We start from the raw sequence: 20,104 nt of genomic DNA on the forward strand, positions 1-20,104 counted from the left end.
AAATAGGTGCCGTGGCGGGCGGTGTGGCCGATGTTCTCAATGTCGCCGGTACGGATGCACTTCTGGCAGGTGGTCACCCGGTGGCGGGGGGGCTCCTGCTCCCCGGTGAAGAAGGGCTTCATGGGGGCCATGCCGCTGTTGATGAGCAGCAGGGAGGCGTCATTCTGGGGGATGAGGGAAAAGCTGGGCAGGCGCAGATGGCCCTTGCTCTCGAAGAAAGACAGGAACATCTCGCGCAGCTCGTTCAGGCCAAATTTTTTGGGCATTTGATTCAATCTCCTCTGCAAAAAAATAAAAGCTCCGCCCCTGACATTGTCAGGGGCGGAGCGAGTTTACTCCACGGTACCACCCTGATCTGCGCCCAAAGGCGCATCTCATTGCATCCGGTAACGGGGATGGGGCGTCCCGGTCCTCCCGGGCGGCTCAGAAGTGGCGTACAGACCCGTATCGCGGAGGGCTTGCACCATCCCCTCTCGCTGAACGCGGCGTGGCCTGCTTGGCTTCCTCATAGCGTTTCAACTGCCTTATTCTATCATATTTTGCGCTGTTGTCAACCGCTTTTTCGGCAGGATGGACCCCAGAAAGAACAGCAGCGGCGGCAGCAGCCCGGCCAGGATCATAAAGAGATACCAGGTGAGGCTGTAAGCGCTCCAGACCGTAACATCGATAAGCTGTGCCAGGACCGCCAGCATAAACATAAACGAAGGACAGGCCAGAAAATAGGTGGACAAAAGCAGCCACATGCCCAGACTGCTCAGGGATGGAATACAGAACAAAATCCAACTGCCAAAGGCCCAGCCCCAGGCAAACAGAGCGGGGTACAGGACAGCCTTCATGCCCTCCTTCAAGGTAGGCCGTCCCCAGTATCGAAGAGCGGCTACAATCCATCCAGCGGGGAGATAGAGCGCCATCAACAGCAGTACCAGCGGGAGAATGGGGAGTGATTCCACCAGCAGGGGAGAAAAGAACAGAAGAGGGGCGCAGAGTGCAGTAATTACAAAATGTCCGGAGGCAAAGCCGCCAAAGCGGGAGGCGGGGGAGAGAGTCATGGCACATCGCTCCTTTCGGGGCTATGCTACCACGGGTAAAACTGAAAGTCAATATGATTTTATTGAAAAACAATAATTAAATGAGTCAGAACTGGTAGAGGTAGAGATAGCATTCTGTGTAATCATCTTTTTGAGAAGACCGGATGGCAACCCGGTCTTCGTCAAACCAGCTCAGGTTACCCTCGTCCAGTGCGTCATAGCCCTCCCGGTCCAGCACGGTAAAGGTCCCTCGGGTTAGGTCAATCACGCCCAGACGGGCGATTCCCAGACTGTCGGCGGCATAGTCATAGTCGGCGAACAGGATCTTACTGCCCGAAGGATTGGGGAGGAAGGTGCTGTCCCACTGGGTCAGGGAAAAGCCCTCCACCGGGGTCTCCTGACCGGTGCACAGGTCCAGCACCGACAGCTTGCCTTCTGGGGTGATGTAGAGCCCCAAAGCGCTGCCAAATAGAAACTGGAAACCGTAGGGATTGTCATCCCGCTCCCGATAGATGTGGAGTTGGGAAAAGGTCTGCGTGAGGACACCGCTGTCCGGCTGCCAGGTCCAGATGTCGTAACAGTCCCCCTCCGGGCCGGATTGGGTTAACAGGATCAGGGTGTTATTGGCAAAGTAGGCGCTGAACACCTCCAGGCCGGTGAGCTCGTCCAGGTGGGTGGTGGTTTTGGCGGTCCGGTCACAGTAGAACCAGCCCATCCGGTCGTTGGACAGGATGGCGGCAGATAGGTCGTCCGCCCACTGCACTTCCCGCACCGGCGCGGCTTTTTCCCATCCGGTACCGCCCAGCAGGTCGGTGACCTCTCCGGTCGTCAGATCCAACAGCACCGGGTATTGCCGGTAGTCCATCTGGCTGCCCTGGCTGAGCCGGAGGATAACGCTGTCGGTGGAGCCGGGGAGGGAGGAGATGACGCAGTCTGCATCTGCCGCCATGCCGGCTCTGCCGTTGCAGTAACAGGAGATGGCCCCGTCGTATACACACCAGTAGACCGTATCCGTATAGGTTATCCCATCCCAGGTAGTAGTAAAGTCGGTGGTGTGGGTCTCCAGTGGCACCAGCGTGTCCCCCTCTGCCGCCCAGTAGCGGAAGTCAAGGATGGCGCCGTAGTCGTCCCGCTGGGCCTGGAAGAGCACGCCGTTGCCGTAATCGTATCCCGACAGACCGGGCAAACGGATATATTGGGCCTCTACCTGCTGGGCAATCAGGTCCTGGGTCACGGAGGGATCGGAGCTGACGGGAGCACTGGCGGGGGGCGGTACCTGCTCGGTCTCCTCCAACTGGAAGAAGGTGAGCACCGCAGCCCGCAGCTGGGGACTTACCGCCATAGCTGCCATAAAGGTACAGGCCGCCGCCAAAACCGCCACCGCGATTTTTCCGGCCAGCCGCCGGGGGTGAGACCGCCGGGAGGACTGTCCCAGCTGCTCCTTGATCCGCGCCTCCAGGCTGGGGGCAGGCTTCAGCTGATCCATTACGTTGCGATAATCCTGGATGTTCATATACTCCCCTCCCATCCGGCGTCCAGCTCCAGTTTCAGCAGGTCCCGGCCCCGCTTCAGCCGCATCTTCACCGCTGACTGGCTCAGCTTCAGAATTTCCGCCACCTCTGCTACCGAATAGCCCTCATAATAATGGAGATGAATGGGGCCCTTGTAGGTCTCGGGCAGGGCCAGAATGGCCTCCAGCAGGGTCCGGTCTGGCCCCTCCGGCAGAGGGTGGTCCTGGTCCAGCGCCACCGTCCGCCGCCGCCAAAAGCCTTTCAGCTGATCCCTGCACAGGTTGGCGGTTACCCGCAGCAGCCAGCGCTTTTCGTGCTCTCCGTCAGCAAAGGCGGGGGCCTTATACAGCAGTTTGAGAAAGACCTCCTGGGTCACGTCCTCTGCGTCTGCCGGCCGGCCCAGATATACCATAGCCAATCGGTAGACTGTGGCGCCGTAGGCGGAATAGGCTGTTTCAAACCTGGGGATCAGTACGTCGTTGTCCTTCATCTTACCGCCTCCTTTCACCCGTATAACGAGCGGACAGGCCAACAGGTCACAAAAAAGTCCAGGCGAATTTTCGCCTGGACTTTTTTAATATCAGGAATTTTCCCGGCAGGCCCGGATAATGGACAGAGGGGGCACCGGCCGGGGCAGCTGCATCCGAAAAACCATCTGAGGGGTACGGGGTTCGGTGAGAGGCCAGCCATTTTCGTCCTCCATGGTGGGGGCGGTAAACGGCGTAGCGGCCACGTCGGGGCCTACCAGCTCCAAGGGGTCTCCCACAGCAAATTTGTTCCGCAGGGAGAGGGTGGCCATGCCGCTGCTGTCGCAGGCGGTGACGATGGCAACCACCTGCCACTCTCGGATGTACCGGGCATCGCCGGTATACTGGCCGGGCTGGCCGAAGTAGAAGCCGGTGGAGTAGGGCCGGTGGCTTACCTTGTCGATCTCAGCCCGCCAAACCGGGTCCAGCGGCTGTCCCGCTGCCGCCGCGTCAATGGCGTGGCGGTAAGCGGCGGTAACGACGGCGGCATAGTAGGCGCTTTTGGCCCGGCCCTCGATCTTCAGAGAGTCCAGCCCGGCCTCCATCAGCTTCGGGATATGGTCAATCATGCACATGTCCCGGGAGTTCATGATGAAGGCGCCCCCCTCGTCCTCGCCGATGGGGAAATACTCCCCAGGGCGCTTTTCCTCCACCAGGGCGTACTTGTAGCGGCAGGGCTGGGCGCAGGCCCCCCGGTTGGCATCCCGGCCGGTCATATAGTTGGACAGCAGGCACCGGCCGGAGTAGCTGACGCACATGGCTCCGTGGACAAAGGCCTCGATCTCCAGTTCCTTGGGGGCTTTGGCCCGGATCTCCCGAATCTCGTCCAGGGAGAGCTCCCGGGCCAGAATTACCCGGCTGGCCCCCAGCTCGTACCAGGCCCGGGCGGCCTGATAATTGGAGATGCTGGCCTGGGTAGAGATGTGGGCCTTTACCCTGGAGGCGTGCTTTTTCAGCAGGGAAAGTACCCCCACATCTGCCACGATGGCGGCGTCCACCCCCAGGTCCTGAAGGTATTCCAGCCACTCCGGCAGGCGGGCCACCTCATCATTGCGGGGCATGGTGTTGCAGGTGACGTGGATGGATACCCCCTTGCTGTGGCACAGCTCCACCGCCTGCTTCATTTCATCCGGGGTGAAGTTGCCCGCAAAGGCCCGCATACCAAAGTCGCTGCCCGCCAGATAGACCGCGTCCGCCCCATAGGCCAGGGACATTTTCAGACGCTCCATATCTCCGGCGGGGGAGAGCAGTTCAATTTTTTTATCCATTCTGGTACAGCTCCTGACTGCTGATAAAGGAAGAGTGTTGGCTCTTGGTGCGGAAGAAATGGTGGACGCCGTCATCGCCCAAAGCATAGTAATAATATTTGGTAGACTCGGGAGAGACCGCCGCCTTCAGCGCGTCCACACCGGGACAGCAGATGGCCGTGGGAGGCAGTCCGGTATGGGTGTAGGTGTTATACGGCGTATCCGCCTGGGTATTTACCACAGTGCCGCCAGTGGCGTACAGGATAGTGGCGTCGATGTTCAGATAGCCCGCCGTTTCGCTGGTGGGATTGTTCAGGCGGTTATAGATAACCGAGGAGATCTTGCCCTGGTCGGTGCCATCGGTCTCCTTTTCGATCATGGAGGCGATAATTACCGCGTCATTGACCGTCATGCCCTTATCCGTCATGGTCTTGCGCATCTCATCCGTGAAGATCTCGTCAAAGCGAAGGATCATCTTGTTGAGTACGTTGACCGGGTCCTCACCCATATAGAACTCATAGGTATCGGGGAAGAGGTAGCCCTCCAGCCGCTTGGGGTCGCCCAGAGGCAGCACGCCTTGCAGGAAGGAGAACTTGAAGTCATAGTTGGCGGCGGTCTCCTCCAGATCCTCCACCGTGGCCACACCGGCCTTCTCCAGCATCTCAAAGATCTGGGCCTCGGTGGTGCCCTCGGGAATGGTCACTGTGGTGGTGAGCCGGCTGGCAGAGCTGGAGCCCATGCTGCTGATGAGCGCCCGGTAGTCCATATCGGTGTTCAGCTCATAGCTGCCCGGGGTAATTTTGGCGTCGTCGTCGCCCGCCTTACCTGAAACATGGGTAAAGCTGCAGAAGAGTTTGAAGATGAGCTTATACTCAATCAGACCTTGCTCTTTCAGCTTATCGGCTACCTGGTCCACCGTGTCGCCTTCCTTGACCTCCACCACGGCGGTCAGAGGGGCTTTATTCAGGGCGAGAACGTCGTTGGCCCACATCCAGCTCAGCCCGGCCAGCACACCAGAGGCGCCCAGCACGCACACGACATAGAGGAGCACGCCCCACGCCCCCAGGCGCTTGCGCTTTTTCCGGGGCCGGGACGGGCGGGCGCCTTCCCCCGAACCGGAGGAGGACCGGCCGCTGGACCGGCTGGAGGGCGCCAGACGCTTTCCGCCGTGATTGGGATTGGTATGGGTCTCACGACGGCCCTCGTTGCGATATTCTTCCTGAGACATAGGTTCAACTCCTAACAGAATCAAAAAAACAATAGCTTGCCGGAACCCATGCCGCCCCACCCGCATAGGATAGGCCAGTTAAAGCAAGTGAGGTGAGACGACAATGTGTTTCGGCAATAACGGTTTTGGCGGCAACAGCTGCCTGTGGATCATCCTGATCATCATCCTGCTGTGCTGCTGCTGCGGCGGTGGGAACAGCTACAGCAACAACTGCGGCTGTAACAACAACTGCGGTTGCAACGACGGCTGCTGCTGAGCCGTACGTACCGCGGGAAGAGCGGGGCATCATGCCCCGCTTTTTCCTTGTTCCAAGGCGGACGGGCCGTACAGGCTTGTCTCGGTGATGACCAGTTTTACGCCCACATCATGGGGCAGGCGGGGAATTGTGTCCAGCAGCAAGCCGTCCCGGCACAGGGCAATGGTGATCCCGGAAAAGCCGGTCAGCCACCGGTCATAGTAGCCGCCGCCCCGGCCCAGCCGTCCGCCGGAGCGGTCAAAGGCCAGTCCAGGGATCAGAGCCAGGTCGATCTGCTCCGCCGGGATCACCGGGCAGTCCAGACCGGGCTCCAGCATTCCGTAGGGATGACGGACCAGCTGGCTGTCCTTTTGGACGAGGCGGGCTTCCATTTGATTTCCGGGCAGACACCGGGGCAGACAGACCGCCTTGCCTGCGGAGAAGAGGGGCGGGAGCAGCCGCAGGGTGTCCGGCTCGGTGCCCATGCCGCAGTAGAGCAGAAGCACCTGGGCGGCCTGTGTCTGGGGCAGGGAGAGAAAACGGCGAAACAGTGCGTCATCCCCCGCCCGGCGGTCCTGAGGGGACAGGGAGGCCAGCCAGTCCAGGGCCTGGCGGCGCAGCCGCTCTTTCTCAGCCGTGATAGTGGACGCTCTCTTTCACCTGGGCGGCCACGGCGGCGCCCTTGAGGACCTCCACTAGCTTCAGGCCAAAGGGGAAGGAGGAACCGGCGGCCTCGCCGGTGACGATATGGCCGTCCACCACCACAGGCGTACCTTTTTGCACCACCGCTGAGCCCATCTGGTCCTCCATACCGGGATAGCAGACAGCCTTACGGCGGTCCAGAATGCCCAGATGGGCCAGAATGGTGGGAGCGGCACAGATGGCGGCCAGCCAACAGCCGTGATCACTGCACCGCTGGATGAGGGCCAGAGCCCGGGTACTGGCCAGAATGGTCTCCACCCCACCCAGTCCGCCGGGGAGCATCAGCAGCTCCACCTGGTCGGCGTCCAGCTGATCCAGTGTGGTATCTGCCGTGACCACAATGCCGTGGCTACCGGTGACCTGAAGGCCATCCACACCCACCAGAGCGACCTGCGCGCCGGCCCGACGGAGCAGATCGGCGGGGACCAGCGCTTCACTCTCTTCGAAACCCTTACCCAGTAGAATCGCTACCATAATTACAGCACCTCATTTTATGATTTGGGCCAGAATCGCCCAGATATCACGATGAATTTCCTCAGGGGAGCGCAGCCGGCCCGCCTCATCCAGACAGGGAACTTTTTTCCAGTTCAGACACTGGGCCGCCTTCAGCGCGGTACGGCGGCACAGAGCCAGGTAATCGGTGTCCACCTCGTGGATATCGCCCTTGGTATGGGTGGCCGCCTCCCGGCTGCGCAGCAGCTCCACCGCTTTTTCGGTGGGCATGTCCAGGTAGACCACCTGATCGGGAAAAGGCAGACCCAGCTTGGAGCACTCAAAGTCAAAAAGCCACTGGAAGAAGCCCTCCCACTGGTCCTCCGGCAGCTTGCTGGCCTGGTGGACGGCGTTGGAGGTGGTATAGCGGTCGGAGAGGACAAGCCCACCGGCCTGATAGTAGTCTCCCCACACTTTTTTCCAGGATGCGTACCGGTCCACTGCGTAGAAGGTGGAGGCGGCGTAGGGGTTGACGTCGGAGGGATGGGAGCCGAATTCTCCCCCCAGATACATACGGATCAGCGCGGAAGAGGGCTCCTGATACTGGGGGAACACCAGACGGCGGAAGGAGACGCCCTCCTGCTCCAGCCGCTGACACAGCAGCCGGAACTGGGTGGATTTTCCTGAGCCGTCGGTACCTTCAAATACAATCAGTTTACCGGCCATGTCAGTTCCTTCCCATCCGAGCGCCCAGAGCATACCACAGCACCAAAGGGAGCTTGGCCATGCGGCCGATGCGCTTGGGTTCCTTTATCAATCGGTGGAGCCACTCCAGACCCAGCTTCTGAAAGGCCTGGGGGGCACGCTCCACCACCCCGGCGAATACATCCAGAGAGCCGCCCAGGCCGATCATCAGGTGGGCGCCGGTAGCGGGGCCGTGCTCCACCATCCAGAACTCCTGTTTGGGAGCGCCCAGACACACAAAGACCACGTCGGCGGCGGCAGCGCGGATTTCCTCCACCACGGGGCCGTCTTCCTTAAAATAACCGTCATGGGTGCCGCAGACAATCAGGCCGGGATAGGTACTTTTCAGATTGGCGGCGGCCAGCTCCGCTACACCGGGCTTGGCCCCCAGCAGGAAAAGCCGCTTGCCATGGTTGGCCATCCAGGCCAGCAGCCGCTGGGCAAAGTCGATGCCGGGTACCTTGCCCTTCAGCGGGCGGCCCAGGATCTTGGCGGAATAGATGACGCCAATGCCGTCAGCCAGCACCAGGTCGGCCCCCAGCAGTGCCTGACGGAAGGGGGGATTCTTTCGGGCGGCCAGGAGAAACTCCGGGTTGGGGGTCACCGTGTAGTGAAAGCCCTCCGCCTCCACCAGAGAGGCACCTGCCTCCACGGCCTCCTCCAGCGTCAGGTTGTCAAAGCCGACGCCCAAAACATCTGTCCTCAAAACAAATTGCCTCCGATTGGATCAAGTCCATAATTTCACATCATTCTACCATAGCCCGGACAAAAAGTCTATGCGGAAACAGGGAGAAAGAAGGGAGGAAATGATAAAGATTCTGTGAAGAAAGCCGGAAAAATACCTGCTGACGGCCGGATGGTTTCACAAGTCTGTCAGATTGGGAACTGCCGCACGACAGCGGAGAACGGATAGAAACGCAAAAATGGCCGCCTTGCGGCGGCCATTTTAACTAATCAATAGGGAAATGGGGCTAGACCAGATCGGGGAGCAGGTTCAGCTTACACAGCAGAGAACAGGTAAGAGCAGCGGCTTCCTCCCGGGTAGTGGTAGCGGTGGGATCAATCTCCTCTGGCTGAGCCCACAGCAGACTCTCCTCCGGCTGGTCCAGCAGCCACACAGACGACCAGGCCCAGGAGGCGTACTCCTCGTAACCAGAGGTTGCTGTATCCGGGCAGTTCTGCCAGGTCTGGAGCAGGTCCAGGTCCATCCGCAGGCCCAGCCGGGCCAGAATGGTGATAAACTGCTCGTGGCTCACCGGTGCGTCTGGGTCAAAGCGGTCCCCGCCCACCCCCGTGACCAGGCCCATATTGGCCAGGGCATTGACCGCAGGGCCATACCAGTCGTCCATGGATACGTCGGAGAAGGCGCTCTCACCGGTGGGGACTCTACAGTTGAGGGCCTGGGCCAGCAAGGTACACAGCTGCCCCCGGGTCAGAGCCTGGCCCGGATGGTAAGCACCGCTCCCGTCGCCCTGTAAAACGCCGTAGGTGGCCAGCAGGCCGATCTCATCGGCATAGGGGGATTGTGCGGTATCGGAAAAGCCACGGTGGGTATAGCCGGTAAGATCGCAGGCCGACGCCAGCTCTGCGGCGGAGACAGGCTCCCAATCGCTTCCGGTTCCCTTCTGCAGCCGTATTCCGTCAGGCAGAGCCTCCAGCAGAGCGGTAAAGGCCTCCTGATAGGACGGGGAGCAGGCCTGCTCCAGGTCGATGTACCAAGCGCCGTTCAGGTCAATACGGGCCATACCGGAGGTATTCCCCTGAGGCGCATTGGAGGAGAGCAGCAGGGCGACCTCATCCGCCAGAGATTGGTCCAGCAGCAGATGAGGCATGACCCCTATCGTATCATTGCTGGTGCCTGCCGGGCCGAAGAACCGGTAGGTGGTGACCTTCAGAGCGTCGCCGTCCGGGAAATAATCGGGCAGATTGCTGCCGTCCAGCAGGATCTGGGCCACTCCCTTGCCGTAGGTGCGCTCACCTACCAAGAGGCCGGAACCGGTATCCCGAATGGCAACGGAAAAGAGCTCTGAGGCGCTGGCAGTGTCGGCGTTGGTAAGCGTAATCAAGGGGGCGTCGGTCTGCTGGGCGGTCTGGCTGCCCTGGGCAGAAAGGCTGTGGTTCTGCTCCATCAGATAGACAAGCGGGGTGATGGGACCGGTAAAACAGCTGATGGTGTCCAGTGCGGCGGTCATACTGCCGCCGCCGTTGCTGCGCAGATCCATGATCCAGTGATCCGCCTGGCTGGCATAGGTCCCCAGCGCATCCATCACATGGCCGGTGGTTTCCTCCCCAAAGGCCTCGCAGGTCAAAAGCCCGATGTGGCCGTCCAGCAGTTGGCCGTAGGCGGTGGGTACCACAAAAGCCCGGCGGGTGAGGGTTACAGTATAGGACTGCTCCTCCCGCAGATAGGTCAGATGAAAGGTGGTGCCCTCCTGACCGGCCAGCAGGGTGCTGGCCTCATTCAAGTCCATCCCTGCCAGAGAGGTGCCGTCCACAGCGGTGATGACATCACCGGCCTGGAGACCGCCCGCCTCCGCCGCGGAGTCGGGGATTACCCGGCTCACCAGCAGCCCGCCATCGGTCAGGGTGAGGGAGAGGCCGGCCCCTACCTGCTGGGTATCGGAGAGGGAGGCATTGAAAGCGGCATATTCCTCGGCGGTAAAATACTGGGTATAGGGGTCGCCCAGCGCCTCGATGATGCCGGATACGGTCCTCTGCTCCAGTACCTGCGGAGGGATAGGGTCTACATAAAAAGATTTCAGCAGCACAAGGGTCTGACCGGGGGTCAGAGCCTGAGCGGCGGGAGTGAGCAAAAGCGTCAAAGCCAGCGCGGCGGTCGGCAGTCGGAAGCGCAGTTTCATGGCTATCCTCCAGAAAGAATTATGTTACCCTATTGTAATGCAAAGCGGGGACGGGCGCAAGGCCCGTCCCCATTTTGTAGCAATTTGTCATCAATCAGAAAGCTGTCGAAAAAGGGCGGGTCCCTGTCGGATCAGGACCCAAAAGGACAGAAAGACGGCGGCGGCCAATACCCCGGTATACAGCAAGGTCAGTCCCAGGGCGCCAAGCGGTTCCATGAGTGGCAGCCAGAGCAGGAAAAAGACCAGCACCAGGACCATGGGCAGGAGGGTGGAGAGAAAGGCGGAGACCGATTGTTTGACCACGGCGGTGTCATTGACCGCGTCCAGCTTGGGAAAGTGGAGGTTGATCCACAGCCCGAAGGGAGCGCACACAAGGGCGAAGAGAAGCCCGTCCAGCAGCATCAGAACGCCCGCCCAGAGGGGCAGTTCAAAGGCAATGGTCAGCAGAATGGTTCCCACCACCAAGGAGGGCAGACAGGCCAGCAGCTGAAAGCCCACCTTGGCGCCAAACAGAGTGGCAGGGGAGATGGGAGCGCTCTTCAGAAGCCATAGGTTTTTCCCTTCCAGACTGATGGAGGAGCCGGTAATGGCCACGGTAGAGAGGCAGAAGCAGACCCCCACGATGAGCAGAGGGAAGAAAAACTCCCAGCCAATTTGCGATAGAAAATCCTGAATGGAGGAACGATAGATCAAGGCGGCCACACCGGCTCCCGGCAGCATAATCAGACCAAGGCAAGTATTAAACAGGTACATGGGGGTGCCGAACCAGCGGCGGGCCTCCTTAACCAGCAGGGCCCGGCGCTGTCCGGCGGCGGAGAGCCTGCCCAGCTTGTAGTCCGAGCGGGCGGAACGGGCGGTGAGGCCGGTGACAATGGACTTGTACCGCCGGGCAAAGAGCCACACCACCGCTAGGAAGGGGAGCAGACACAGCGCGCACAGCAGCAGCAGATCGGGAACGCTGCCCCGGCATACCGCCCCTTCGGTCAGCAAAAAGGGCAGGCCCCAGCCTTGGAAGGCGTCATGGATGCCGCTGGCGGCGTCGCCCAGCTCTCCCATGTTGCTGCTCAGGGAGAAGGAGCCCACCAGAAGCAGCGCCAGAAAGATCAGGTTGAACAGGTTGCCCATCAGTGCCTTATGGGTGGCCCGGCTGGAGAGAAAGGCCAGCACAAAACCGGCTACCAGGGAGAGCAGCGTGGGCAGAAAGTTGAGGAAGAGGGCACACACCAGCAGTGTGGGGAGTACCCAAATTCCCCCCGGCCCGCCGTACCACAGATAGATGACCCCGGCGGGAAGCAGGACAAACAGGGTAGAGATCAGATTTTCCAGATAGAGGGCCAGGGTGCGGGAGAGCATCAGGGCGAAGGGGGTGACGGGAAGGGCAAGCATCAGATCGTTGTCCTTGGTGCCGAACACCATGCCTTGGGCGGCAAAAAGGGAGAAGAGAAAGCCCAGGAGAACAGCCCCCAGAGACATAAACACGATGAGCAGGGGCAGCGCCCCGGCGGGGGCCAGCTGGCTGGCAAAGAGAAAGCTGTATAACCCGGAAATATAGAGGGAGAGACCGGCCAGCAGAACCAGAGCGCCCACGCCGGAGACGGAGCGTTTCCGTCCCCCCATCCGCAGAGCGGCCAGGGCGGCCCGGAAATTCAGTTTCAGCAGGGCGAGAAATTTAACCATGCCCGTCTCCCTCCAGCTCCAGGAATACATCCTCCAGGGTGGAGTCTCCCACCAGCTCGGCGGTGCGCCCCATGCGGATCAGCTTGCCCTGTTTGATGATGGCGATCCGGTGGCACAGCTTTTCCGCCACCTCCAGCACATGGGTGGAGAAAAATACCGCGCTGCCGGCGGCGCACAGCTCGGCCCAGAACTGCTTGAGCAGGTGGGCAGCCGACGGGTCCAGCCCCACAAAGGGCTCGTCCAGAAGAAGCAGCTTGGGCTGGCGGATGAGGGCGGAGATGAGGGCCAGCTTTTGCTTCATGCCATGGGAATAGCTGCCGATGGGGCTGCCCAAATTGCCGGTGAGCTGGAAGGCGCCGCCATATTTGGCGATGAGATTCTGCCGGGAGTCTCCCGGAATCTGGTATAGGTCGGCAATGAAATTGAGAAACTGAATACCGGAGAGAAAGTCGTACAGATCCGGATTGTCGGGCAGGAAAGCGGTGACCTGCTTGGCGGCCAGGGCGTCGGTGCGCACGTTATGGCCATCAATGGTGATGTTCCCTTCTGAAAAGTCCATCACACCGGCCACCGCCCGCAGGGTGGTGGTCTTACCGGCTCCGTTATGGCCAATAAATCCAAAGATTTCACCAGGCGCAACGTGGAGGGAGAGGTCGTCCACCGCCCGCTTTCCGCCGGGATAGGTCTTGGAAAAGTGCTCAATGTTCAGCATGGCTTGTCCTCCAGAATTTTGACTGTGGTGCCGTAGGCGGTGACTTCCGCCGCAAACAAGATATACCCTCTGCCCAGTGGAAAGTCAAGAAAAAAATATATGCCGGTACATATTGTCCACCTGCCAAGGGATACTAATAATAAAAGGAGGCGTGGATATGGATATGACCAATGAGGAATATGGGCGCTATGTGGCGGGGATGGCCAAACCCTCTCCCCTGTGGAAGGACCTGATTTGGGCCTTTTTGGTGGGCGGCCTCATCTGCGCCATTGGACAGGGGCTGGGGGATCTGTACCAGAGCTGGGGGATGGACAAGACCGACGCGGGGACCGCTACCTCCGTCACTCTGATTTTCCTCTCCGCCCTCTCCACCGCCCTGGGCTGGTTTGACAAGCTGGCCCAGCACGCCGGGGCGGGTACCCTGGTCCCCATTACCGGATTTGCCAATGCGGTAGCCTCGCCAGCGCTGGAGTTCAAAAGCGAAGGGCTGGTGCTGGGCGTAGGGGCCCGGCTGTTTGCCATCGCCGGGCCGGTGCTGGTCTACGGTATCAGCGCGTCGGTGGTCTACGGGGTGGTACTGGTGTTTCTGGGCTATGGCTAATCTGCCACAACCATGAAAGTCTGCCTTTGAAAAAATAGTGGAAAACAAACAAAAAACACTTGACAAATGATGGAGCACAGAGTATACTAAAGTCAGAAAGAGAAAGAGGTGAGCCCAATGGGCTGATCAAAGCTCAATCAACCAAGCGCCTTACCGCAGGAGGATCAAAGAAGGTCAGAGGTTCGGAAGAATCCAGAGAATCAGAAGATTTGAGCGAGATGGAAAGTTCCAGTCAATCGCAAGCGTTCGGAACGATCAGACGGTTTTGAAGAAGGAACGATTCAAACGGATTGGGTGATTCCAAAGAATCAGATGGATCAGGAAAATCAAATGATTGGAATGGATCAAGTTGATTTTGAGGAATGGAACGATTTGAATGGATTAGGAAATTCGGAAAGATCGAGAGTGTCGGAAGAATCAGAAGATTGAAAAGAATGGAATGATTCAGAAAAGTCGATAGGTCCAGATGGAATCAAATGATTTTGTCCAGTCAGGAGGTTTCAGAGGGTCAGGGATTTGAAAGAATCAAACGATTCGGGAAGATTGGAAGATTCAGAGAGACTGTATGATCGGGAAGAATCGGATGAGGGAGAGGAATTGGAAGGCTCTAAAAATCAGATGATTTGAACGATTCGGAAGAGTAGTTTAGGCAACACGTGTTCCCAACCGCTCATTGAAGTGAGGAAGCCCCGAAACCTCCGATGCGAAGTTTGCTGAAGACGGAAATCAGGGTCGTGCGTTGCAGGAGACAGTGAGCAAACAAAACCTCAAGGCCTGACTGTTCCAACTGCGTGGCAAGTCTGTAGAAAGTAGAGGTAAGTCTATTGATGGAACCCCAGGTCGAAAAGTAGCCCCCCGGTCACGTTGGATGGCCGGGGGGTTGTGCTATTTCCGGGGGAATTGACAATCCAGGAGAAATGAAAAAAGTCAGCAAGAAAGTGCAGGCAAAAGGCCTGCTTTTTTTATGCCCTTTTTGAAAAAAGCAGAATAAAAAATATTTTTTCCGTTGGGTGTACGCAAACGTCCCACTTTTGTGGGTGGGAATCCTATAGGTGAAGAGGAGTGATGACTCTTCCAACAGCGGGCAGGCAGCAACGGGGGCGGCAAGTCTACCAGCAAAGAAAGGGGGTGAAGCGCATGGCCAAACTGTCAGAGCTATCCGGTCAGTATCGGGAGGCGGCTATCCGGCTGCGGGTAGCTATCCAGGAGCGAAAGGCACTGGCTGCAGAGGGAGATCGACGGGCTGCGGGTGAGGTGGCATTGCTACGGCAGATGCTGGGAGAGATGCGGGACCTGCGGCAGCTGGTGGAGGGCTACTATACCCGCCCAAGAAATGGGAAATACACCACCGCCGATCTGTATGCTCCTCGGGTGGACATGACCAAAGCGTGAAAGCGGTGGAAGTCAGGGAGCGGGCCCGTGCGCTCCGGGAAGAACGGGCGGCTCTTCAGGACAAATTGGCTGCGGCCCGGGGGCGAGAGGCCAGAGCCATCCGGCGGGAGTTGGCCGCCGTGGAGGAGGATCTGGTGGACTGTGCCCGGCGTTTGCGGGAGCTGCTGCCCAAACACAGCATCAGCCGGGGAACCACCTGGGCCGGAATTGACGGTTGGCAGTGGGACAAGATGCAATACAAGACCTGGGCGGAGCTGGAGGGGACGGAGAACCCGGAGGGTCCCACAGAACGGGACAAGATGCGCCTGGCGGTGCAGGTGGCCCGAGCGGGGATCAGTCCAACCCAGGCGGACTATTTGACACAAGCCGACCAAGGCAAGCGCCCTGCTCAGGTGGCTCGGGAGATAGGAAAGCACCGCTCCACCATTTGCCGCGCCCTTCAGAGGGGAAAAAAGCAGATCGAAGAGGATGCCAAGGCTCTGTATCAGCTATTGGGCTGTCAGGAGGGGAAAACTCTGGTGGTGGATCTGGAAGATTCAGCGGTACTGAAGATGGTGCTGGACCGGCTCACCCTCCGCCAGCAGACCTATCTGTACCTCTATTATGGAGAATGGCTCTCCCTGCGAGAGATTGGTTCTCTATTGGGGGTGGACCATGCCTCCGTGCTGCGCTCTATTCGGTGCGGGCTCAAGCGGATGGAGCGCCTGGCCCTGGGGGAACAGGTAGAAGTACGGGGACTGGACAGCCTGGAGGAGCGGCTTATGGCCCACTTTAATCACCTGCCCCCGGAGGATGAACCCCGAGAGAAGCGAACTTACCGGAAGCGAAACCAGCTTGCCAAAACACCGGAGCCGGTGGCTTTGCTGCCCAGACTACTGCGATTTATACGGGAGAACGGGGTGCGGACTGTGGTTCTGGGGCATGGAGCAGATACCATGGTGAAAGGGGCCTGGGGCAGCGGAAGGCTTATTGCCTGGCTGGAGGCCCATGGCGGGGGCAGGAAGGGAAAAGGGGCTCTGTTCCGGCGGCTGTTGTACTATTTATTTTCTTGGATCAGGAGGGATTTGGATGATGACCATCATTGAGATTGAGGCCAGGGAGGATGGAGGCCACGGAATACAGAGCCAGAGTCACCGGACGGAGTGCTGGCTGGATGGGTGGATCGCGGTGCCCCAAGAGCTGGAAGAAGCGGCCTGGGCCTGCCAGGGATATTGTACCCTGGATATTCAGGAGGGAGTGCTGGTGGGGCTGATGCCGGGGGAGGTCCCCACGCCCCCGGAACCTGAGCCCACTCCCACGGTGGAGGAGTTGCAGGCCAAAATTGCCGCCCTGACCACCTCCAACCAGATTCTGGAGGACTGCCTGGTGGAGATGGCGGCGGTGGTCTATGCGTGACCTTTTGGGCCGGTTGGCCCTGGGGATATATTTTTTATTTGCGAAAGGAGACAAAGAAATGATGGCTATGTTGTTCGCGGTTCGTATTGTGGAGGAGCGTACCCAGTTCGACCAGGTACCCCGGCTTCTGAAGCAGGATGTGGCCGATATCCTGGTCAAGGACTTCGGGATGCCCGAGCTGGTGCCCGGTGAGTTCGGCGGCACTGCTGACAGCGCCCAGTAACCCCCCAAGGAAGTAAAAGCCCACGATGTGAAAGGAGAAAAAACCATGTCTATCAACTACAATCAGCTGACCCCCGCCTGCTACGCCATTGCCAACGCCAACGATGTGGATCTTGGCGTGGGCGACTCCATGCTCCAGAACAACATCCGGCTGGGCCGGGACGAGCACAAGGGCGCTATGGTGCTTCCCAAGGCTTTCCGCCCCGACTGGGCCGCGCTGCACGCTGACACTCCCGACCTGGCCGCTATCAATGACGACTACAACGCCTATATCCGCAAGCGTCAGTACCTGATGAAGCAGCTCAAGCCCCTGTGGAACGAGGGCGACTACCAGGGCATGATCGACCTGATGGAGGCCACCGCCGACCCCGGCCCCGTATCTGCTCCCGCCCGGGAGGAGTGGGAGAAGGAGCAGGAGGCCGCCAATGGCGACGGTGAGATCAATGGTGCTGAGTAAGCATTACCTGACCAAAAACGACTGCTACAAGGCTGGGAGAAAAATTGTCCCGCGCGGCGTGATGGTACACTCCACAGGGGTGGCCCAGCCTGATCTGAATGTGTTTGTCCGTGCCTGGAACAAGCCCGGCGTGGAGGTGGCCGTCCACGCCATCGTCTCTCAAAAGGGCGTATATCAGTGTCTGCCCTGGGACTGCCGGGGGTGGCACGCCGGAGGGGCGGCCAACAACACCCACATCGGCTTTGAGATCTGTGAGCCTGCTGGACATACCTATCAGGGCGGAACGATGGTGGGATACGATGCCGGGAAAAACGCGCCCTATTTTGACACGGTATACCGCAGCGCCGTGGAGCTGACGGCCATGCTGTGCGCTGCCTACGGGCTGGACCCACTGGCTGACGGCGTGGTGATCTGCCACAGCGAGGGCCACCAGAGAGGGATCGCCTCCAACCATTCCGACGTCATGCAGTGGTTTCCCAAACACGGCAAAAGCATGGATACCTTCCGGCAGGATGTGGCCAACCGGATGAAAGGAGAAGAGGTTGTGACACAGGAACAGTTCAATCAGATGATGGAAACCTATCTCATCCAGCAGCGGGACAGGGAGACCTCTGAATGGGCGGCTAAAGCCTGGGAGCAGGCTGCCGCCAACGGGATTTTTGACGGCACCAACCCCCAGGGCAATCTGACCCGGGAACAGGCCGCCCTGGTGCTGGACCGGCTGGGGCTGCTGCCGGAACAGGGAGGTGGCTGATATGGAGCATGTCAACGCGTTCAAGGCGGCCATTGCCGCCCTGTGCGCCGCCCTGACTGCCCTGTGGGGCTGGTTCGGCTGGGTAGTGGTGGCATGGATCGGGTGTATGCTCATCGACTACGCCACCGGCTCCGCTGCCGCCCTGCGGGCGGGGGAGTGGTCCAGCAAGTCCGCCCGGGACGGCATCTGGCACAAGCTGGGCAGCGTGATGGCCGTCATCGTGGCGGCTATTCTGGATACGGTTATCGGCCACCTGCTGGCCAACCTGCCGGGGGTGGAGCTGCCCTTTGTCTACACCGTGCTGCTGTGCCCGCTGGTGGTGATCTGGTATATCCTCACCGAGGCCGGGAGCATCATTGAAAATGCCGGGGCGCTGGGTGCGCCGGTGCCGGGGTGGCTGAAAAAGGTGATCGCATCGCTGCAAGACAAGGTAAATGAAGTGAATCACCCAAGTGGCTAATCAAAAAGGGCGTACCGCATTGATTGCGGTACGCCCCTTTTGTGCGCAAAATATGGTCAGATCCGTGCCAGAACTTCCTCCAGGTCCAGAGTGGTAAAGCCATCCTCCAGAATAAAACAGGGGATCCCGATGATGCCCTCCTCCTTGACTGCGTCGTACAGAGGGTTGCTCTCCCGCAGAGCCAGATAGGTTTTGAGGTCGGCAAGGCTGGCAGACAGATTTTTGAATTGAATCTTTATCTTTCTGGCCGCCAGCTCGTTGATGGCATACAAGGTATCGGGGCAGAGGTGACTTCCAATGAGGGTAACTTTCATACCGTAACTCTCCTGACGTTGCTTTTTGGTGGGGGCATAGATAGCCCTGATTAAAATAATACGGCTCAATGGGCCTTGTCAAGTGCATACGCCAACAAGGCGTACGGCCTATGTGGATTTTTGTAAGCTTTCTTCCAACAGCGTAAAAAAGGTGCGTAGGGCGGGACTGCGGCTCCCTTTGCGCCAGGCGCCGCCAAAGGAGAGGGGGGCGTATCCATCCAGAGGCAGGTACCGAAATTCTGGCCGCCGGAGCTGTGGAAAATCCGCTATGACCGCAAAGGCATAGCCTGCTTCTACCAGCGTGAACAAAACATCCTGAGTCTCACAGAAAATGACCTGATCCGGGCTGTTGGCGGTGACAATTTGGCCCTGGATGGCAAAGAGGGAGGCAGGGCAGGCGGGAGGGCGACAGGCGGCGATCCGGCCTGCTCCCTTCAGCTTCTCCAACGTCAGGTGTTCCGCAGCCGCCAGTGGATGGTCTGCCCGGCAAACGCACACCACCGGGCAGCGCAGCAGCTCCCGGTATACGCTGTTCCGGGGTGCGGCCTCTTGAAAGGTAAACATCATTTGAATCTCGCCCTCTGCCAGCAGATTGTCCAGAGCGCTGAAGGGAAACAGCCGCAGCAGCGGCAGTACCTCCGGCGCCTCCTGCCGCAGACGGTCCAGCGCCGGACGGATCAGCCGCAGCTCGGCTGCGCTGCGACAGCCCAGCTCCAGCCGTACGGACTGTCCCGCGTGACACTGCTTGACCCTGGCTTTGGAGATCCCGGTCAGCTTGAGAATCTCTCCGGCATATTGCAGGAACATGTGCCCCTCCTGGGTCAGCCGGACGTTTTTGCTGGTGCGGCTGAACAGATGGACCCCCAGCTCATCCTCTAACGTTTTGATCTGATGACTGACGGCGGGCTGGGTAATCCGCAGGTGCTCAGCCGCCCGGGAAAAATTCAGGAAATCCGCTACCGCCATAAAACATTCTAGTTGTGTGGTATTCAACCAACCTTCCTCCCTTCCATTCCATTGCCATTGTACAATGTGAGAAAACGATAAAATCTTTTAATAGATCATAACAGATTTGAATTTCACATACAAGAGATGTTGTGCTATAAAAAGTAAGGTACCTAACAATTAAGCGGCGTCGGCACAAAGGAGGCAAGGGACGATGACGATGGATCGGAGCAGGCTGACGCTGGACAGCCGGCAGATCTGTATTCAGATGGACCAGTTGGCCAATCAATCATTGGCTGAGGCGGATGTGACCGGAGTCCAGGCCCATGCCCTGCTGTATATCCTGCGCCACTCTGAGATGGGCACCTCTGTAACTGCCCTGCACCAAGCCAGCGGTTATTCCAAAGCCACCATTTCCAACATCATCAAACGGCTGCGGGAAAAAGGGTATGTGCGGGTGGAGTCCTGTCGGGAGGACGACCGGCGCAGGCTGTTGTTCAGCACGGAAAAGGGACGGCAGGTCCAGCGATTTTTGGAGGACTCCATCCGGGATGCAGAGAAGTGGCTTTATCGGGGCTTTTCCGGGTCAATCCCAAATTCTGTGTAAACTCCATTTGGGGTGCAAATAGAGCAAAATTTATTCAGGGCGGTAGCCGGGGA

25 protein-coding genes are annotated in these 20,104 nt (G+C 59.1%); 10 read left to right on the forward strand and 15 right to left on the reverse strand.

From position 1 onward, the window contains the following. The 6 genes from Q0J75_RS10775 to mltG all read right to left on the reverse strand — a co-directional run. On the reverse strand, window positions 1–266 hold a 266-nt coding region (locus Q0J75_RS10775), incomplete at its 3' end, for an alanine--tRNA ligase-related protein (protein WP_297200956.1). A 258-nt stretch (window positions 267–524) separates the two neighbouring features. Further along, window positions 525–1,049, reverse strand: a complete 525-nt coding sequence (locus Q0J75_RS10780; RefSeq protein WP_297200960.1) for a hypothetical protein — start codon at window positions 1,047–1,049, stop codon at window positions 525–527. 85 nt (window positions 1,050–1,134) lie between these two features. Then, window positions 1,135–2,541 (reverse strand): hypothetical protein, encoded by a 1,407-nt coding sequence (locus Q0J75_RS10785; RefSeq protein WP_297200962.1) that lies wholly within the window; start codon window positions 2,539–2,541, stop codon window positions 1,135–1,137. Then, on the reverse strand, window positions 2,538–3,029 hold the full coding sequence (locus Q0J75_RS10790) for an RNA polymerase sigma factor (protein ID WP_297200965.1): 492 nt from the start codon (window positions 3,027–3,029) through the stop codon (window positions 2,538–2,540). The genes Q0J75_RS10785 and Q0J75_RS10790 overlap by 4 nt, the downstream gene beginning before the upstream one ends. 90 nt (window positions 3,030–3,119) lie before the next feature. Then, the gene (locus Q0J75_RS10795; protein WP_297200968.1) at window positions 3,120–4,334 is read right to left on the reverse strand and encodes a peptidase U32 family protein; all 1,215 of its coding nucleotides are present in this window, start codon (window positions 4,332–4,334) and stop codon (window positions 3,120–3,122) included. After that, complete coding sequence (gene mltG, locus Q0J75_RS10800) at window positions 4,327–5,541, reverse strand: endolytic transglycosylase MltG (protein ID WP_297200970.1); 1,215 nt, start codon at window positions 5,539–5,541, stop codon at window positions 4,327–4,329. The genes Q0J75_RS10795 and mltG overlap by 8 nt, the downstream gene beginning before the upstream one ends. Window positions 5,542–5,644: 103 nt before the next feature. Here mltG and Q0J75_RS10805 point away from each other — a divergent pair, with 103 nt between their 5' ends. Beyond that, a complete protein-coding gene (locus Q0J75_RS10805) occupies window positions 5,645–5,797 on the forward strand; it encodes a hypothetical protein (protein WP_297200973.1) in 153 nt (50 codons plus the stop codon). Window positions 5,798–5,826: 29 nt separating this feature from the next. On the opposite strand, the gene Q0J75_RS10810 is transcribed toward Q0J75_RS10805, so the two are convergent. The 7 genes from Q0J75_RS10810 to Q0J75_RS10840 form a co-directional block, all read right to left on the reverse strand. After that, window positions 5,827–6,417: a 5-formyltetrahydrofolate cyclo-ligase gene (locus tag Q0J75_RS10810; protein ID WP_363315741.1), complete on the reverse strand. Its 591-nt coding sequence runs from the start codon at window positions 6,415–6,417 to the stop codon at window positions 5,827–5,829. Continuing rightward, the gene (locus tag Q0J75_RS10815; protein ID WP_297200976.1) at window positions 6,407–6,952 is read right to left on the reverse strand and encodes a DJ-1 family glyoxalase III; all 546 of its coding nucleotides are present in this window, start codon (window positions 6,950–6,952) and stop codon (window positions 6,407–6,409) included. The genes Q0J75_RS10810 and Q0J75_RS10815 overlap by 11 nt, the downstream gene beginning before the upstream one ends. 12 nt (window positions 6,953–6,964) lie before the next feature. Continuing rightward, window positions 6,965–7,636: a dTMP kinase gene (locus Q0J75_RS10820; protein ID WP_297200980.1), complete on the reverse strand. Its 672-nt coding sequence runs from the start codon at window positions 7,634–7,636 to the stop codon at window positions 6,965–6,967. A gap of 1 nt (window position 7,637) precedes the next feature. Beyond that, the gene (locus Q0J75_RS10825) at window positions 7,638–8,360 is read right to left on the reverse strand and encodes a WecB/TagA/CpsF family glycosyltransferase (RefSeq protein ID WP_297200983.1); all 723 of its coding nucleotides are present in this window, start codon (window positions 8,358–8,360) and stop codon (window positions 7,638–7,640) included. 265 nt (window positions 8,361–8,625) lie between these two features. Beyond that, complete coding sequence (locus tag Q0J75_RS10830; RefSeq protein WP_297200985.1) at window positions 8,626–10,515, reverse strand: S41 family peptidase; 1,890 nt, start codon at window positions 10,513–10,515, stop codon at window positions 8,626–8,628. Window positions 10,516–10,605: 90 nt separating this feature from the next. Next, window positions 10,606–12,192, reverse strand: a complete 1,587-nt coding sequence (locus Q0J75_RS10835) for a hypothetical protein (RefSeq protein WP_297200988.1) — start codon at window positions 12,190–12,192, stop codon at window positions 10,606–10,608. Beyond that, window positions 12,185–12,904: an ABC transporter ATP-binding protein gene (locus tag Q0J75_RS10840; protein ID WP_297200991.1), complete on the reverse strand. Its 720-nt coding sequence runs from the start codon at window positions 12,902–12,904 to the stop codon at window positions 12,185–12,187. Before Q0J75_RS10840 ends, Q0J75_RS10835 begins: the two co-directional genes overlap by 8 nt. 157 nt (window positions 12,905–13,061) lie before the next feature. On the opposite strand from Q0J75_RS10840, the gene spoVAC reads away from it, so the two are divergent. The 8 genes from spoVAC (at window position 13,062) to Q0J75_RS10880 (ending at window position 18,185) form a co-directional block, all read left to right on the forward strand. Then, window positions 13,062–13,505 carry a stage V sporulation protein AC gene (gene spoVAC / locus Q0J75_RS10845; RefSeq protein ID WP_297200995.1) on the forward strand — a complete coding sequence of 148 codons (444 nt, stop codon included), beginning with the start codon at window positions 13,062–13,064 and terminating at the stop codon, window positions 13,503–13,505. A gap of 1,137 nt (window positions 13,506–14,642) precedes the next feature. Then, complete coding sequence (locus Q0J75_RS10850) at window positions 14,643–14,897, forward strand: hypothetical protein (protein WP_297200999.1); 255 nt, start codon at window positions 14,643–14,645, stop codon at window positions 14,895–14,897. Next, window positions 14,894–15,982, forward strand: a complete 1,089-nt coding sequence (locus Q0J75_RS10855; protein WP_297201002.1) for a hypothetical protein — start codon at window positions 14,894–14,896, stop codon at window positions 15,980–15,982. The genes Q0J75_RS10850 and Q0J75_RS10855 overlap by 4 nt, the downstream gene beginning before the upstream one ends. Further along, a complete protein-coding gene (locus Q0J75_RS10860) occupies window positions 15,966–16,292 on the forward strand; it encodes a toxin-antitoxin system toxin subunit (protein ID WP_297201005.1) in 327 nt (108 codons plus the stop codon). The genes Q0J75_RS10855 and Q0J75_RS10860 overlap by 17 nt, the downstream gene beginning before the upstream one ends. Before the next feature lie 58 nt (window positions 16,293–16,350). Next, entirely contained in the window at window positions 16,351–16,515 is a 165-nt protein-coding gene (locus Q0J75_RS10865) for a CD1375 family protein (RefSeq protein WP_297201008.1), read from the forward strand. Window positions 16,516–16,560: 45 nt separating this feature from the next. After that, complete coding sequence (locus tag Q0J75_RS10870) at window positions 16,561–16,971, forward strand: hypothetical protein (protein ID WP_297201011.1); 411 nt, start codon at window positions 16,561–16,563, stop codon at window positions 16,969–16,971. Then, window positions 16,958–17,725: a peptidoglycan recognition protein family protein gene (locus Q0J75_RS10875; RefSeq protein ID WP_363315742.1), complete on the forward strand. Its 768-nt coding sequence runs from the start codon at window positions 16,958–16,960 to the stop codon at window positions 17,723–17,725. Before Q0J75_RS10870 ends, Q0J75_RS10875 begins: the two co-directional genes overlap by 14 nt. A 1-nt stretch (window position 17,726) precedes the next feature. Continuing rightward, window positions 17,727–18,185 carry a phage holin family protein gene (locus Q0J75_RS10880; protein ID WP_297201017.1) on the forward strand — a complete coding sequence of 153 codons (459 nt, stop codon included), beginning with the start codon at window positions 17,727–17,729 and terminating at the stop codon, window positions 18,183–18,185. A 56-nt stretch (window positions 18,186–18,241) separates the two neighbouring features. Here Q0J75_RS10880 and Q0J75_RS10885 read toward each other — a convergent pair whose 3' ends face one another. Together Q0J75_RS10885 and Q0J75_RS10890 are read right to left on the reverse strand one after the other, a co-directional pair. Further along, complete coding sequence (locus Q0J75_RS10885) at window positions 18,242–18,499, reverse strand: glutaredoxin (protein ID WP_297201020.1); 258 nt, start codon at window positions 18,497–18,499, stop codon at window positions 18,242–18,244. A gap of 108 nt (window positions 18,500–18,607) precedes the next feature. Continuing rightward, on the reverse strand, window positions 18,608–19,492 hold the full coding sequence (locus Q0J75_RS10890) for a LysR family transcriptional regulator (RefSeq protein WP_297201023.1): 885 nt from the start codon (window positions 19,490–19,492) through the stop codon (window positions 18,608–18,610). A 166-nt stretch (window positions 19,493–19,658) separates the two neighbouring features. Between Q0J75_RS10890 and Q0J75_RS10895 the strand changes: the two genes are divergently transcribed. Then, entirely contained in the window at window positions 19,659–20,051 is a 393-nt protein-coding gene (locus Q0J75_RS10895) for a MarR family winged helix-turn-helix transcriptional regulator (protein ID WP_297201025.1), read from the forward strand. Window positions 20,052–20,104 lie beyond the last annotated feature (53 nt).

Source organism: uncultured Flavonifractor sp. (genome assembly GCF_944385615.1).
Classification (GTDB): Bacteria; Bacillota; Clostridia; order Oscillospirales; family Oscillospiraceae; genus Flavonifractor.